We start from the raw sequence: 14,885 nt of genomic DNA, 5'->3' as shown, positions 1-14,885 counted from the left end.
GATAGGAGATCACCGCAAGATGCAAGGCAAGACCCGCACCAATCGCGGCGCGCATGCGCGTTCGCTGCTTTCTCTCGCTATTCTCGGCGGTCTGCTGAGCGCGGCCGCGCCGGCCGGCGCGCAGAACACGGGCCAGATCGGCAACCCCGACAGCTGGCGCAGCGCCGAGTTCGAGGCCGACTGGGGCCTGGCGGCGATGAACGCCCATTACGCCTACGCGCGCGGCCTGACCGGCAAGGGCGTGCGCCTGGGCCTGTTCGATTCCGGCACCGCGCTGGCGCACCAGGAATTCGGCGGCCGCAACACCAACAGCATCAACATCAGCAACCTCGCCCATTGCGCCGATCCGTCCATCGTCGCCGGCGACGGCGCGTGCGGAGCGACCCGCGGCGACAAGCCGGGCTACGAGTACACCGGCGTGGCCGCGAACGTTCCCGAGCGCATTCGCCAGCTCATCGCCCAGCGCTTCGGCCTGGGCTTCCTCTACGACGACCACGGCACCCACGTGGCCGGCACCATCGGCGCCAACCGCGACGGCCAGGGCTCCCACGGCGTGGCGTTCGCTTCCGATCTCACCGCCGCGCGCGTGTTCGGCGATACCTATAGCGAGTGGCGCCTGGATCCCGACGGCTATTACCGTCCGCGTCCGCTCTACCGCACCGATCCGGAAGATCCGGCGACCCTGGACATGTACCACCAGGCGCAGGCGCTGGGCACGCGGGTGCTCAACCACAGCTGGGGCCCGACCCGGCGCAACGCGACCGAGGCCGACCTGGAGGCGCATTACGCCGGCACCGGCGCCGGCTACGCGGTGTACGCGAGCATCTATGCGCCCGGCGCCGACGGCAAACCGCAGTCCGACCTGATCCAGGTGTGGGCCGCCGGCAACCAGAGCGGCGGCCTGGCGAGCATCCCGGCCACGCTGCCGCGTTGGCGGCCCGAGGTCGAACCGTATTGGGTCAGCGTCGCCAACGTGCGTCAGCCCGATGCGGCTGCGGGCGAGGCCGACTACGTCATCAACGACGGCTCCAGCATCTGCGGCTTGAGCATGAACTGGTGCGTCTCGGCGCCGGGCACCGACATCGGCAGCACCGTCGTCGGCGGCCGCATCGACGGCGCCGTGGAACTGACCGACGATTACCTGCGTTTCCGCATCGACAACGAGCAGCCCGAGTACGGCTACGGCCTCAAGACCGGCACCTCGATGGCGGCCCCGCACGTCACCGGCGCGCTCGGCCTGTTGTTCGAGCGTTTCCCCTACCTGAGCAGTCCGCAGGTACGCGACGTGCTGCTGACCACCGCGCGCGATCTCGGCGCGCCGGGCGTGGACCAGATCTACGGTTGGGGCATGGTGGACCTGAAGAAGGCCATCGACGGTCCGGGCCAGCTGCGCGTCGACACCGAAGTGGTCATGGATCGCCCGGGTGGCGGCGCCAAGGTCTGGGACGGCAAGGCCTGGGACGACTGGCGCAACGACATCGGCGGCAGCGGCAAGCTGACCAAGTCCGGCGCCGGCTGGCTGCGCCTGAGCGGCGACAACAGCTTCGGCGGCCTCAACGTCAAGCAGGGCGTGCTCGAACTGACCGGCAACAACGCCTATGCGGCGCAGGTCGAAAGCGGCACCCTGGTGGTCAACGGCACCCTGACCACGGCCGAGCTGCCGGTGCTGGCCAAGGGCAGCCTCGGCGGCAGCGGCCGCATCGTCGGCAACGTGCGCCTCGACGGCGCGCTGTCGCCGGGCAATTCGATCGGCACCCTGACCGTGCAGGGCGATTACGCGCAGGGCGCCGGCGGCAGCTACGTCGCCGAACTCTCGGCCGGCGGCCAGTCCGACCGCCTCGACGTGACCGGCCGCGCCAGCCTCGACGGCAAGCTGATCGTGTTGCATGCGCCGGGCCAGTACCTGCTCGGCCAGAACTTCAACATCCTCAACGCCGCCGGCGGCGTCGCCGGCCAGTTCGCCTCGATCGACCAGACCGCGTTCTCGCCGTTCCTGAAGTTCGGCCTCAGCTACGCCGCCAATGCGGTGTCGGTCGATGTGACCCGCGGTGCTTCGCTGGCGACCGCGGCGCAGACCGAGAACCAGCGCGCGGCCGCGGCCGCCGCCGATCGCCTGGCGGTCGGGCAGGGCATTCCGCAGCCGCTGACCCAGCTGTTCCCGGAGCAGGCGTTGGCCGCGCTGGACTCGCTCAGCGGCGAGAGCCACGCCAGCCTGCGTTCGATCCTGGTCGACGACGGTCGCCATGTGCGCGATGCGGCGTTGAACCGCGCCCGTGCCGGTCGCGGCGCGTTCGCTGCCGACAACGCCGAGGGCGGGGCTCAGGGCGCCTGGATCGAACTGCTGAAGTCCGGCGGCACCCTCGATGGCGACGGCAACGCCGCGCGCAACGAGTACAACGGCTCGGCGACCCTGGTCGGTTACGACTACCGCTTCGACGGCGGCTGGCGTGTCGGCGTGCTCGCCGGCAGCGGCCGCACCGACAGCGACTCCAACCGCAATGACAAGGGCCGCGTCGACACCCGTCACCTGGGCCTGTACGCGGGCCAGAACTGGGGTGCGTTCGGCCTCAGCGCCGGCCTGAGCTTCGCCCGCCACGACATCGACCTGGACCGCCGGATCGGCTTCAACGGCTTCGTCGACCGCACCCGCGCTTCGTACGATGCCGACAGCCAGCAGGCCTTCGTCGAGGGCGGCTACCGCCTGGCGCGCGGCGCGTGGGAGTTCGAGCCCTACGCCCAGTTCGCCCAGGTGCGGGTCGACAGCGACCGCTTCCAGGAAGACGGCGGCGCGGCGGCGTTGAACGGCCGCAGCGGCGAGAGCCGGGTCAACCTGTCGACGCTCGGCGTGCGTTTCAACGTCAACCTCAAGGGTTCGCAGCAGGACGACAGCTGGCTGAGCCTGCGCGGCGGCATCGGCCGTCGCCACGCCAGCGGCGACCTGCGTCCGGAGGTCGACGTGGCCTGGCGCGGCGGCGAAGCGTTCCGCATCCACGGCGCGCCGCTGGCCGACGACGCGACCCTGGTCGAGACCGGCGTCGCCGCGCGCCTGAGCGCCAACAGCCTGCTCGAGCTGCACTACGCCGGCCAGTTCGCCGACGAGGCGCGCGACCACGGCATCAACGCGCGCTACTCGCTGCGGTTCTGAGGCGGGGGACGAGGGGATCGGGTCGACTCGATGCCTTCGTCCCTTTTCCGCCGATCAGACGATCCCGGCAGAACGCACCGGCCTTCGGGCCGGTGCGTTTTGTTTTTGGGCTAGGTCGCGGGTTGGGAGGAGCGAAGCCAAAGCCAAAGCCAAAGCCAAGGCAAATCCCCCTTGCCCCCCCCTTTTTCAAAGGGGGAGGCGACCGGACCGATTTGCAGCCGTCCTATGTCGACCGCCTTTTGCTGTTCCCCCCTTTGAAAAAGGGGGGTAGGGGGGATTTGCTCTTTCCCGCACCGAAACCGTCCACGGCACGCCGGCGCACTCGCCCCGCGCGCCCGCATCGGCGATGATGAACACCCGGCACGACGGGCGTTGCGTCGCAGGCCGGCGACCCAGATCTCACCCGGAGATGCCCATGTTCGAGCTGTCGTCGTTGCTGGCTTTCGTCGGCCTGGCCTTGGTGATGGTGCTGACGCCGGGGCCGAACATGGTCTACCTGGTTTCGCGTTCGATCTGCCAGGGCCGCCAGGCCGGGTTGGTATCGTTGGCCGGGGTGGCGGTCGGCTTCCTGTTCTATCTGTTCGCCGCCGCGTTCGGCATCACCGCTTTGCTGTTCGCCGTGCCGTATGCCTACGACGCATTGCGCATCGGTGGCGCCGCCTACCTGCTGTGGATGGCCTGGCAGGCGGTGCGGCCGGGCGGGCGCTCGCCGTTCCAGGTCCGCGACCTGCCGCCGGACAGCACCCGCCGATTGTTCGTCATGGGCCTGCTGACCAGCCTGCTCAACCCCAAGGTGGCGATGTTCTACCTGGCCCTGTTGCCGCAGTTCATCGACCCGCAGCGCAACGTGATGCTGCAGTCGCTGGTATTGGGCTGCATGCAGATCGCGGTCAGCGTCAGCGTCAACGCGCTGATCGTCGCCGGCGCCGGCGCGATCGCCGCGTTCCTGGCCGGGCGGCCGCGCTGGATCGCGGCGCAGCGCTGGGTCATGGGTGGGGTGTTGTCGGGCCTGGCTCTGCGCATGGCGGCCGACGCGCGCCGTTGAACCGCCGGGCTGCGCGCTGGCGGGCCGGCGCCCGAACGCCGGCGATCCTGCTATCCCGACCCGAGCCGGCGCGCTTCAGGGCGCGCGGCCGGCGGCCTGGTCGCGCGCGCGCTGGATGATCGCCCGCACCTGGGCGCGGTCGCGGTGGCGCGAGATCGCGATCGCGCCTAGCGCCAGCGCGCGCTCGCGCATCGGCGCGTTGACGTCGTAATGGCAGCCGCTGGCCTTGTTCTGGAACGACACCCGCGGCTTGCCCAGGCGCTGGGCGAAGGCGTGCAGCTCGTCGAGGGTGTCGGCCATCAAATGCGCCCAGCGCTCGCCGCGCCAGGGCCAGACGGCATCGTCGACGTACACGGCCACGGTGGGGCTCCCTGCATTGCGGACGTCGCGCGGCGGCGACAGGATGCGCCCAGTATCCGACAATCGGCCGATCGCGAGCGACCCCCGCCGTTCGCCGGAGTCGCCATGCAACTGTCGGCCATCCACCACGTCGCCCTGATCTGTTCGGACTACCCGCGCTCCAAGCGCTTCTACACCCAAGTGCTGGGCCTGCGTCCGCTGGCCGAGGTCTACCGCGAGGCCAGGCGCTCCTACAAGCTCGACCTGGCCCTGCCCGACGGCGCTCAGATCGAACTGTTCTCGTTCCCGGATCCGCCGCCGCGGCCGTCTTATCCGGAGGCCTGCGGCCTGCGCCACCTGGCCTTCGCGGTCGCCGATCTCGACGCCTGCGTAGCCGAACTGCAGGCGCATGCGGTCGCGGTCGAGCCGGTGCGGGTCGACGAGTACACCGGTCGACGTTTCACGTTCTGCGCCGACCCGGACGGCCTGCCGATCGAGTTCTACGAGCGCTGATCCTAGCCGCGCGCGACCGCGTGGCCCTGCGCGCGCCAAGCCTCGAAGCCGCCGGCCAGCGGCCGCACCCGCTTGAAGCCGCGCCGCCGCAGCGCGCGCGCCAGGGTCGCCGCCGAGGCCTCGTTGGGACAATCGCAATACACCACGACCTCGTCGCGCGGCGCCACGCCGACGTCGTCGAGCGAGGCGACGAACACCGCACCGGGAATCCAGCCGGCGGCGTCGCGCTGCTGGTGCGAGCGCACGTCGAGGATCAGCGGGCCGGCGCCGTCTTCCAGCAAGCGATACAGTTCGCCGGCCGAGATCCGCGCCATCCGCAACTCGCGCAGGAACAGCTGACGCTTGAGCAGCTTGTAGCCGACGAAGGCGGCGATCGCGGCCAGGACCGCCAGCAACCCGTAGCGGCCGGCCGTCTCCAGGCTGGCCAGCACCTGATTGACGGCGCGATGGAACACCGCGCCGATCGCCACCGCGACGCCGGCCCACAACAGCGCGCCGAGGCCGTCGTAGAAGGCGAAGCGGCGAGCGCCGGTGCCGGTTTCCCCGGCCAAGGTGGTGGCGACCGCGGCGAAGCCGGGCACGAACTTGGCCACGATCAGCGACGGCGCGCCCCAGCGTGCGTACACGCCTCGGGTCATCAGGATGCACGAGTCCGGCGACAGCGAGACCTTGCACATCAGCCGCAGCAGGGCTGCGCCGAGGCGGCGCCCGCCCAGGTACCAGAGGCTGTCGGCGAGCAGGGCGGCGAGCGCGGCGATCAGCACGATCGGCCACAAGGGCTGGTGCTGGTCGACCGCGATCGCCGAGGCGACGATGATCGGCGGATAGGCCGGTACCGGCAGCCCGCCCTGGTCGAGCAGCACGCTGACGAAGACCACGAGCAGGCCGTAGGTCTGGATCAGGTGCAGCAGGGTGTCCATCGGGCGATTCCGGGCGGGGCGGACGCCAGTCTCGGCCGGCGCCGGCGGCGGCGCAATCGCTTCGCGGCGACGCAGTGTTGCGGCAGCGTTCGGGCGCCTACGGCGCCGGCGGCGCGCGCCAAGGCGCGCGGCCGCCACCCTCGCGCATGAGGCGCCGATGCCGTCGCGACCTCCGGCGAGCGCGCCGGAAACTTCGCGTTCGTGAACCCGCTCGCGCAAATCGGCTGCGCGATGTCCGGCGCCTACGCTGCCGCGTAACATCGCCGGCCGCACAATGCCGGGGGCCGCCCGATCCGCGGGCGGTGTCCGCGGAGCCGCCGATGCGCCTGGAAGGCAGCCAGGAAACTTTGCTCATCACCTTGTACGCCAAGGCGATGGACAACCGCGCCACGCCGTCGATCCTGCGCGACGGCCTGGCCGACGACCTGATCCGGCGCGTCGACTACGACTTCGCCCGTTTCCGCCTGCGCCCGGTCGACATCCGCGGCATCGCTCTGCGCGCGCGGGTCATCGACGGCTGGACCCGCGCCGCGCTGCAGTCGCGCGCCGACACCCTGGTCCTGCATCTGGCCTGCGGACTGGACTCGCGCGTGTTCCGGGTCGAACCGGGCGTGGAGGTCGACTGGATCGACCTGGATTTTCCCGAAGTGATCCGCTTGCGGCAGGAACTGCTGCCGCAGCGCGCCGGCCGTTACCGCACGCTGCCGATCAACGTCATGGAGCCGGACTGGATCGCGCGCCTGGACCGCGACCGGCCGGTGCTGGTGATCGCCGAAGGCCTGTTTCCCTACCTCGACGAAGACCGCGCGCGCGAACTGGTGCGCCGGCTGGTCGAGGCGTTCCCGCACGGCGGCCAATTGCTGTGCGACGTCTACAGCCCGCTGGCGCTGCGCCTGTTGCGCAAGGCGCCGATGATCCGCGCCACCCGGGCGCGGATCGGCGACTGGGAGCAGACCGACCTGGGCCGCTGGCATCCGCGGCTGCAGTTCGTCGACGAGCCGCGGGTGTCGGAGTTGCCGGAGATCGCCGCGCTGCCGCCGGCGCAGCGTTGGCCGTTCGCGCTGTACGACCGCTGGGTCTGGCTGCGCCGCCTCGGCCGGGTGGTGCGTTACCGGTTTTGAATCGCCGCTGCCCTCAAGGCGCGGGTTCCGTCAAGGCCGGATCGGGCTTGCGGAAGGCGATGGCGAGCCGGTTCCAGGCGTTCATCGCGATCGCCGCGTACGTCAGCGCGACCAGATCCTGGTCGGCGAATTGCGCGCGCGCTTCGGCATAGGCCTGGTCCGAGGCAGGCGCGCGGTTGACGTCGGTGACCGCCTCGGCCCAGCGCAGCGCGGCGCGCTCGCGGGCGCTGAACGGGCCTTCCGGCCAGACCCGCAGCAGATGCAGCCGGCGGTGGCTTTCGCCGCGCGCGACCGCTTCCTCGGTGTGCAGGCGGATGCAGTAGGCGCAGCCGTTGATCTGCGAGACGCGGACATTGACCAGGTCGATCAGCGCGCGTTCCAGGCCGCTGTGGTCGACGTAGCGCTGCAGGCCGGCGAGCGCGCGGGTGCCTTGCGGGTCGACGGCGTTGTAATCCAGGCGGGCGGACATCGGGGTTCCTCGGGGAGGCGTCGGGGATGCGACCCGATCAGGCTAGGATGTTCGTCGATGAAATACATTCCGCCAGAAACGCAAGCTGGGTTTGCATGAACGAACAACCCCTGGCCTGGGACGACTACCGGTTCCTGCTCGCCATCGGCCGCGCCGGTTCGCTCAACGGCGCCGCCAGGCGGTTGGGCGTGAGCCACCCCACGGTGTTCCGCCGGATCAACGCGATCGAGCGCCGCCTGGGCGCGCGCCTGTTCGAACGCGCCCGCGACGGCTACACGCCGACGCCGGCCGGCGACGAGGTCATCGCGGTCGCGGCCGAGATCGAGGCCCGGATCGGCGAGACCGAGCGCCGTCTCGCCGGCGCGGATGCGCGACCGAGCGGGCGGATCCGGGTGACCACGGTCGAGCCGCTGTTGCACGGGCTGTTGCTGCCGTTGCTGGCGAAGTTCCGCCGCGATCATCCCGGCATCGTCATCGAGTTGTACGCCGACAACGTCGTGCGCGACCTCGGCCGGCGCGAGGCCGACGTCGCCCTGCGTCCCGGCGGGCAGCCGCCGGAGGGGCTGATCGGGCGCCGCCTGGCGCGCATCGCGGTCGCCGTGTATCGGGCGCGCAACCTGCGCCTGCGCGGCGCCGCCGAGGCCCTGGACCGCGCCGACTGGGTGGTGCCGGACGGCAGCCTGGCGCATATCGCGATGGCGCAGTGGCTGCGCCGGCAGGGCTACGACCAGCGCGCGGCGCTGCGCGCCGACAGCCTGCTGGCCCTGCGCGAAGCGGCGGCGAACGCGATCGGCCTGGCCGTGCTGCCGTGCTACCTCGGCGATGCCGACCGGCGCCTGGCGCGGGTCGGCGCGCCGATCGAGGGGCTGGGATCCGACCTGTGGCTGCTCAGCCACCCGGACCTGCGCCGCAACGCCCGCATCCGCGCCTTCAGCGACGCCATGCGCGAGGGCTTCGCCGGTTTGCGGCCGAGGCTGGACGGGGGCGGGGACGGAGCGGATTGAGTTGGCTTGGTCCTCTGCGTCCCTCGCGGGCAGGGCCTGCGCTCAGCCGCTGTCGAGAATCGCTGCGACGCAAGGCGGCCTTTGCAGGCGCCGCGGCCGGATGGGAGCGGCCGGAATCGCGTTGCCTATCCGTTTACTCACGGAAGTCCACTGTTTCTTTTGAAACTTGTGACTCGTAGCACACATGATTCGGAAAATTCCTACACGCTTAGGAGGACTCCGACGACGGTTTCTTGTTCACGCACGACGCATCTTTGATCTGCACGACGGCACCCGGATCCAGACCCGCCGCAAGCGGGCAATCCCCCAGACCGAGCCGGTCGCTTTTCACAAGGATGAGCCATGTTTCGCGTCGAACTGAAGCAACGTGATGGCAGCGACGATCAGGCGCTGGCGGTAGCGGTAGCCGAGATCGCGCAGGAATACCGCAGCCCGGAAGCGGCGCTGCGCGCGGTGTTGCCGCAGGCGCGCAAATACGCCGCGCACGCACCGCAGGGCTTGTGGCTGCATGTCGTCGACGACGAGTCGCGACCCGTGTTTGGCACGTTGGTTCCCTAGGGCCGGCGTGCGGTTTGCGCCGCCCGGCCGACAGGGAGTCTGGCCGGGCGGCGCGGGCCTCCTGTTGCCGGTATTCGCGGGGCGGGAATCGATGGCCGGGATTCGAGATCGCGGATTCGGGGTTCGGCGGTCGAAGCCCGGGATGCCCGGCGCGCGCTCGCTGCGTGGCCGCACACACAGCCCCGGGGTAGGAGCGACGTCCCGCGGGATTTCCTCCGGCCACAAGTCGCGACCGCGACCCCACGACCCGGCGCAACGAACCTGGAGCGGCGAACTGCCCTCGTGCGGCGCTTCACCGAAAGCCACGCCGCTCCCACCCTAAACGACGACGTTACCGGTTCAGGCCGCCGGCGCATCGATCCAACCGCACGCGACCGCCAGCGCCAGGTCTTCTGGCGTGTCGAGATCGTGCTGCAGCTCCGGCGCCTGCAACCGCCACACCGCATCGGCGGGCAGGCGACGCAGGGCGGCGCCGAAGCCGCGGTCGCCGTGCAGTTGCGCGGCTTCGCGCCACAACGCCGGCGACAGCACGGCCGGCACGCCCAGGGGCGGCGCGATCGCCGTGCCCGAAAAAATCCCCGCTGTGTTCGGCCTTCTCGCCGCGATCGCAGCGATCTGCGCCTCGGCCGCCGTCGCCACGGCTGAGGCCGGACCGACCCTCGCGTCGAATGCGAACTCGTCGCCATGCACCGTCGCCGCGCATCCGCTGGCCGCGGTCGTCGCGCCGTGCAGCAGCCGCTGCAGGTGATCGGCTTCCAAGGCCGGCTGATCGCAACCGAGCACCAACACCGCGGCCGCATCTGCGCCCAGCGCGCGCGCGGCGCAGCGCAGGCTGCCGGCCAAGCCGTCCGCCCAATCGGGATTGAGCACGCATTCCAGGTCCAGGCCGAACAAGGCCACGGTCATGGCGTCGGGTTCGGCGCCGAGCACGACCACGGTGCGCGCCGCGCCGCTGGCCAGGGCCAGGCGCGCGCTGCGGCGCAGCAGCGGTTCGCCGGCGCGGGTCAGCAACTGCTTGGGCCGGCCCAGGCGCCGGCTGCCGCCGGCGGCGAGCACCACCGCCACATGCGCCATCGCTCAGTCTCCGCCGTGGCGGTGGCGCTGCAGTTGCGCGGCCACGCTCAGCGCGATCGCTTCCGGGCCGTGGCCGCCCAGCGGCAAACCGATCGGCGCGTGCAGGCGCGGGCGCAGCGAATCGCGCGCGCCGGCCGGCAGCACCCGGAACAGATCGTCGCGCCGCGCCGCGGGGCCGAGCAGGCCGACGAAGCCGATCGCCTGGCCGCCGGGGCTGTCGCCCAGGTGCTCCAAGGCTTCGCGGTCGAGTTCGAAATGGTGGTGCATGACCACCGCCGCGTCGTGCGGTCGGGTCACGGCCAAGGCCTGCGCCGGGCTGCGTTCGATCGCATGGTCGGCCAGCGCGGCCAGGCCGGCCCAGCGCGGCCGGCGTTCGGCCAGGCTGGTGATCCAGCCCAGGGTGCGCAGCAGCGGCAGCAGCGCCGGCGTTTCCGGGCCGGCGCCGAGCACCAGCACCGACGGCGGCGCGGCGACCTCCAGCGACCAGGCCGCCGTCGCGCCGCCGGCCCAGGGCGGGGGAGTGACCGGCAGGGGCCAGCGCAAGCGCTCGTCGCCGACCGCCGCGCGCAGCGCGCCGTCGCCGCGGATCTCCAGGCGCAGGTCGCCATGGCCGCGACGCCATTCGTCGACCAGCACCGGCCAGTCGCGCAGCGCCGCCAGCGGCAACAGCGCCAGGCGCAGCCGGCCGCGGCAGCCGACCGCGGAGCCGGCGAACAGGTCCTCGTCGTGGCGGGTGTCGATCTCCAGCCAGTCGATGCCCTGGCTGTGCGCGACTTCCTGTGCGCGCAGTTCGATTTCCGGCTCGATGCAGCCGCCGCTGAGCCAGCCGACCTGGCCGCCGCGGGCGCCGAACAAGGCCATCGCCGCCGGACGGACGTAGGTCGAGCCCTGGGTTTCCAGCACCACCGCCAGCGCCGCGGGGTCGCCGCGCGCGGCCGCGACGGCGCTGGCTTCGAGCACCGCGCGCGCGCCGCCGGGCGCGCTGCGCTGCGGGATCGTCGGGTCCGGCGAATCGGCCATGCGGAGCTCGCGCAGACGGAGTTGGCCGAGTCTAGAACGATCTGCGCGCCGGCCGCACGCGGCGCGGCGATGCTGCGACGCGGCAGGCAGTTTTGGGCAAGCGCCGCGCGCGCGCGCGGAGCCTGCGCGGATGCGCGTTGGGCCGCGCCGCGGCGGTCCGCCGGGTCGCCCGGCGCCGATCCGACGCGCAGAATCCGGCAAGCGTTCGCGACCGCGTCGCCGCATCGGCGTTGCTGCGGCGCATCGTCCTTTGGTCGCAGGATGCGCGCGCCGATATGGCGGCTGCGATATTTGCGGAGTAGGCTCGGGCGACCCCAGCCGCCGCGAGGGATTCCGATGAAGCTCAACGTCAACGGCCGCGAGCACGAGATCGATGCGCCGCCGGACATGCCCCTGCTGTGGGTACTGCGCGACCTGATGCAGCTCACCGGCACCAAGTTCGGCTGCGGCATCGCCCAGTGCGGGGCCTGCACCGTGCATGTCGACGGCGCCCCGCGCCGCGCCTGCGTGACTCCGGCGTCCAGCGTCGAAGGCAAGACCATCGTCACCATCGAAGGCCTGTCGACCGACGGCAGCCATCCGGTGCAGCGTGCCTGGGCCGAGGTCGACGTGGTCCAGTGCGGCTACTGCCAGTCCGGCCAGATCATGTCCGCCGCGGCCCTGCTGGCGAAGATTCCCGCGCCCAGCGACGCCGATATCGACCAGGCCCTGTCCGGCAACCTGTGCCGCTGCGGCACCTATCCGCGCATCCGCGCGGCGGTGAAGCGCGCGGCCGAAATCGGCAAGGCCTGACGCGCCCCGTAGTCCGCTTTCCGCCGTTCCGTCTTACGCAGCCGATCCGCCGGCGCCGCTGCGCGCAGCGCAGCCGCCCGAGCGATCCGCCACGTCCAGGAGGTCGATGTGAGCACCGTACCCGCGCCTTCGCGGCGCCAATTCCTCAAGGCCGGCGCGCTGATCGGCGGCGGCCTGGTGGTCGGTTTCGTGGTTCCCGGCGCGCGCCGTTTCGCCGCCGCCGCGCCGGCGCAGGCCGCGGCCGTGTCGGCCGGGTTCGCGCCGAACGCGTTCCTGCGGATCGGCGAGGACGACGCCGTCACCGTATTGCTGTCGCACTCGGAGATGGGCCAGGGCATCTGGACCGGCCTGGCGATGCTGATCGCCGAAGAGCTCGACGCCGACTGGTCGAAGATCCGGGTCGAGCACGCGCCGGCGGCGCAGGCCTATGCGCATACCGCGTTCGGCATGCAGATGACCGGCGGCTCGACCAGCACCTGGTCGGAGTTCGACCGCTATCGGCAGGCCGGCGCCACCGCGCGCGCGCTGCTGGTCGCGGCCGCGGCGCAGCGTTTCGGCGTGGCGGCCGACCAGGTCCGCACCGAGAACGGCGTGGCCATCGCCGGCGAGCGCCGCGCGCGCTACGGCGAACTCGCCGCCGACGCGGCCAAGCTGCCGGCGCCGGGCCAAGCGCCCAAGCTCAAGGACGCCAAGGACTGGAAGATCATCGGCAAGCCGACCAAGCGCCTGGACGGCCCGGAGAAGATCGACGGCCGGGCCAAGTTCGGCATGGACGTGCAGTTCGAAGGCCTGCTGACCGCGCTGGTCGCGCGCGCGCCGGTGTTCGGCGGAACGGTCAAGTCCTACGACGCCGCCGCGGCCAAGGCGGTGCCGGGGGTGCGCGAGGTGGTCCAGGTGCCCAGCGGCGTGGCCGTGGTCGCCGATCATTACTGGGCGGCCAAGCTCGGCCGCGACGCGCTCAAGATCGACTGGGACCTCGGCCCGCACGCCGGCCTGGATAGCGGCCAGTTGCGCGAAGAGTTCCGCCGGCTCGCCGCCACCCCGGGCGCGGTCGCGAGCCAGGCCGGCGATGTCGACGCGGCGCTGGCCAAGGCCGCGCGCACGGTCCAGGCCGAATACCAGGTGCCGTATCTGGCGCATTCGCCGATGGAGCCGTTGAACTGCACGGTCAAGATCGCCGACGGCCAGTGCGAAATCTGGACCGGCACCCAATTCCAGACCCTGGACCAGCAGGTCGCGGCCAAGATCGCCGGGCTCAAGCCCGAGCAGGTCAAGATCCACACGATGTTCCTCGGCGGCGGCTTCGGCCGGCGCGCGACGCCGACTTCGGACTTCGTCGCCGAAGCGGTGCAGGTGGCCAAGGCCGCCGGCAAACCGGTCAAGACGGTGTGGACGCGCGAAGACGACGTGCGCGGCGGCTACTACCGGCCGATGTACCTGCAACAGGCCAAGATCGGCCTGGACGGGCAGGGCCGCCCGGTGGCCTGGAAACATGTCCTGGTCGGGCAGTCGATCGCCGCCGGCTCGCCGTTCGAAGCGGTGATGGTGAAGAACGGGGTCGACGCGACCTCGGTCGAGGGCGTGGCCGACTCGCCCTACATCAAGGCCATCGCCGATCACCGCGTCGACCTGCATTCGCCGGCCACCGGCATCCCGGTGCTGTGGTGGCGATCGGTCGGCCACAGCTACAACGGCTTCATCATGGAAAGCCTGATCGACGAACTCGCCCACGCCGCGGGCCAGGACCCGGTCGCGTACCGGCGCGGCTTGCTGAAGGACCATCCGCGCCATCTCGCCGCGCTGAACCTGGCCGCGGAGAAAGCCGGCTGGGGCGGCAAGCCGGCCGAGGGCCGCGCGCGCGGCGTGGCCGTGCACGAATCCTTCGGCAGCTACATCGCCCAGGTCGCCGAGGTCTCGCTGCAAGACGCGCCCGGCGGCGGCAAGGCGATCCGCGTGCATCGCTTCGTCTGCGCGATCGACTGCGGCCTGGCGGTCAATCCCGACGGGGTGCGCGCGCAGATGGAATCGGGCATCAACTTCGGCCTCGGCGCGGCGCTGTACAGCGCGCTGAGCTTCAAGGACGGACGCGTGCAGGAGTCGAACTTCCACGACTACCGCGTGCTGCGCCTGGACGAGTCGCCGCAGATCGAGGTGCACATCGTGCCCAGCCAAGAAAAGATGGGCGGCGCCGGCGAACCCGGCACCGCGCCGGTGGCGGCGGCGGTGGCCAATGCCGTGTTCGCCCTGACCCAAAAGCGGCTGCGCGAGCTGCCGCTGCGCCTGGCCTGAGGGAGACCGACGAATGCGAACCCTAGCGATCGCCGCGACCGCCGCCCTGGCCCTGAGCGCCTGCGGCCCCAAGACCTCGCCGGAACAACGCGCCCAGGCGGTGGCGGCCTTCGCCACCGTGCAGAAGGTGTTCCAGCATCCGCGCTGCCAGAACTGCCACATTCCCGGCGACCAGCCGTTGCAGTTCGACGCCGGCCTGCCGCATGCGATGGGCGTGGTGCGCGGCCCGGAAGGCAAGGGCGCGGCCGGTCTGCCGTGCTCGACCTGCCACGGCGAAGCCAACTTGCCGGCCAGTTACGGTCCGAACGCGCCGCCGGGCGCGCCGCATTGGCAGCTGCCGCCGCCCGAGCACAAGATGGCCTGGATCGGCCTGCCGGCGCCGCAGCTGTGCAAGATGATCCAGGACAAGAAGCAAAACGGCGGCCGCGACTTCGCCGCGTTGCTCAAGCACGTGGCCGAGGACAAGCTGGTGCTGTGGGGCTGGGCGCCCGGCGGCAACCGCGCGCCGGTGCCGGTGCCGCATCCGGAGTTCGTCGCCGCGTTCAAGACCTGGGCCGACGCGGGCGGCCCCTGCCCAGAGGGCTAGGGGCGAGAAG

General features: G+C 71.6%; 14 protein-coding genes. 9 read left to right on the top strand and 5 right to left on the bottom strand.

What is annotated here, in order from left to right:
- Nucleotides 1–19 precede the first annotated feature (19 nt).
- A complete protein-coding gene (locus tag AC3A57_RS01085) occupies nt 20–3,145 on the top strand; it encodes an autotransporter domain-containing protein (protein WP_487577175.1) in 3,126 nt (1,041 codons plus the stop codon).
- 415 nt (nt 3,146–3,560) lie between these two features.
- A complete protein-coding gene (locus AC3A57_RS01080) occupies nt 3,561–4,190 on the top strand; it encodes a LysE family translocator (RefSeq protein WP_487577174.1) in 630 nt (209 codons plus the stop codon).
- A 75-nt stretch (nt 4,191–4,265) separates the two neighbouring features.
- Here AC3A57_RS01080 and AC3A57_RS01075 read toward each other — a convergent pair whose 3' ends face one another.
- Nucleotides 4,266–4,550 carry a DUF4031 domain-containing protein gene (locus AC3A57_RS01075; protein WP_221670134.1) on the bottom strand — a complete coding sequence of 95 codons (285 nt, stop codon included), beginning with the start codon at nt 4,548–4,550 and terminating at the stop codon, nt 4,266–4,268.
- A 105-nt stretch (nt 4,551–4,655) separates the two neighbouring features.
- Here AC3A57_RS01075 and gloA2 point away from each other — a divergent pair, with 105 nt between their 5' ends.
- Entirely contained in the window at nt 4,656–5,042 is a 387-nt protein-coding gene (gloA2, locus tag AC3A57_RS01070; RefSeq protein ID WP_487577173.1) for an SMU1112c/YaeR family gloxylase I-like metalloprotein, read from the top strand.
- 2 nt (nt 5,043–5,044) lie between these two features.
- On the opposite strand, the gene AC3A57_RS01065 is transcribed toward gloA2, so the two are convergent.
- On the bottom strand, nt 5,045–5,962 hold the full coding sequence (locus tag AC3A57_RS01065) for a DedA family protein/thiosulfate sulfurtransferase GlpE (RefSeq protein ID WP_487577172.1): 918 nt from the start codon (nt 5,960–5,962) through the stop codon (nt 5,045–5,047).
- A 302-nt stretch (nt 5,963–6,264) separates the two neighbouring features.
- On the opposite strand from AC3A57_RS01065, the gene AC3A57_RS01060 reads away from it, so the two are divergent.
- Nucleotides 6,265–7,083, top strand: coding sequence for a class I SAM-dependent methyltransferase (locus AC3A57_RS01060; protein ID WP_487577171.1), 819 nt, complete (start codon nt 6,265–6,267; stop codon nt 7,081–7,083).
- 13 nt (nt 7,084–7,096) lie between these two features.
- On the opposite strand, the gene AC3A57_RS01055 is transcribed toward AC3A57_RS01060, so the two are convergent.
- The gene (locus tag AC3A57_RS01055) at nt 7,097–7,552 is read right to left on the bottom strand and encodes a carboxymuconolactone decarboxylase family protein (RefSeq protein ID WP_064746765.1); all 456 of its coding nucleotides are present in this window, start codon (nt 7,550–7,552) and stop codon (nt 7,097–7,099) included.
- Between the two features lie 95 nt (nt 7,553–7,647).
- Between AC3A57_RS01055 and AC3A57_RS01050 the strand changes: the two genes are divergently transcribed.
- Both AC3A57_RS01050 and AC3A57_RS01045 read left to right on the top strand, forming a co-directional pair.
- Nucleotides 7,648–8,556 carry a LysR family transcriptional regulator gene (locus AC3A57_RS01050; RefSeq protein ID WP_487577170.1) on the top strand — a complete coding sequence of 303 codons (909 nt, stop codon included), beginning with the start codon at nt 7,648–7,650 and terminating at the stop codon, nt 8,554–8,556.
- 342 nt (nt 8,557–8,898) lie between these two features.
- Nucleotides 8,899–9,114, top strand: a complete 216-nt coding sequence (locus AC3A57_RS01045) for a hypothetical protein (protein ID WP_221670128.1) — start codon at nt 8,899–8,901, stop codon at nt 9,112–9,114.
- Between the two features lie 339 nt (nt 9,115–9,453).
- Here the strand turns inward: AC3A57_RS01045 and AC3A57_RS01040 are convergent, their stop codons facing one another.
- Together AC3A57_RS01040 and AC3A57_RS01035 are read right to left on the bottom strand one after the other, a co-directional pair.
- Entirely contained in the window at nt 9,454–10,188 is a 735-nt protein-coding gene (locus AC3A57_RS01040) for a nucleotidyltransferase family protein (RefSeq protein ID WP_487577169.1), read from the bottom strand.
- A gap of 3 nt (nt 10,189–10,191) precedes the next feature.
- A complete protein-coding gene (locus AC3A57_RS01035; RefSeq protein ID WP_487577168.1) occupies nt 10,192–11,208 on the bottom strand; it encodes an XdhC family protein in 1,017 nt (338 codons plus the stop codon).
- Between the two features lie 336 nt (nt 11,209–11,544).
- Here AC3A57_RS01035 and AC3A57_RS01030 point away from each other — a divergent pair, with 336 nt between their 5' ends.
- The 3 genes from AC3A57_RS01030 to AC3A57_RS01020 all read left to right on the top strand — a co-directional run bounded on the left by AC3A57_RS01030 (nt 11,545) and on the right by AC3A57_RS01020 (nt 14,875).
- Nucleotides 11,545–12,000: a (2Fe-2S)-binding protein gene (locus AC3A57_RS01030; protein WP_221670125.1), complete on the top strand. Its 456-nt coding sequence runs from the start codon at nt 11,545–11,547 to the stop codon at nt 11,998–12,000.
- Nucleotides 12,001–12,108: 108 nt separating this feature from the next.
- Nucleotides 12,109–14,289: a xanthine dehydrogenase family protein molybdopterin-binding subunit gene (locus AC3A57_RS01025; protein WP_487577167.1), complete on the top strand. Its 2,181-nt coding sequence runs from the start codon at nt 12,109–12,111 to the stop codon at nt 14,287–14,289.
- A gap of 13 nt (nt 14,290–14,302) precedes the next feature.
- Complete coding sequence (locus AC3A57_RS01020) at nt 14,303–14,875, top strand: hypothetical protein (RefSeq protein ID WP_487577166.1); 573 nt, start codon at nt 14,303–14,305, stop codon at nt 14,873–14,875.
- Nucleotides 14,876–14,885: the final 10 nt, after the last annotated feature.

Source organism: Lysobacter sp. Soil_C_15 (assembly GCF_057657315.1).
Note: the sequence above shows the minus strand (reverse complement) of the source record. Positions and strands in the feature narration are given on the sequence as shown.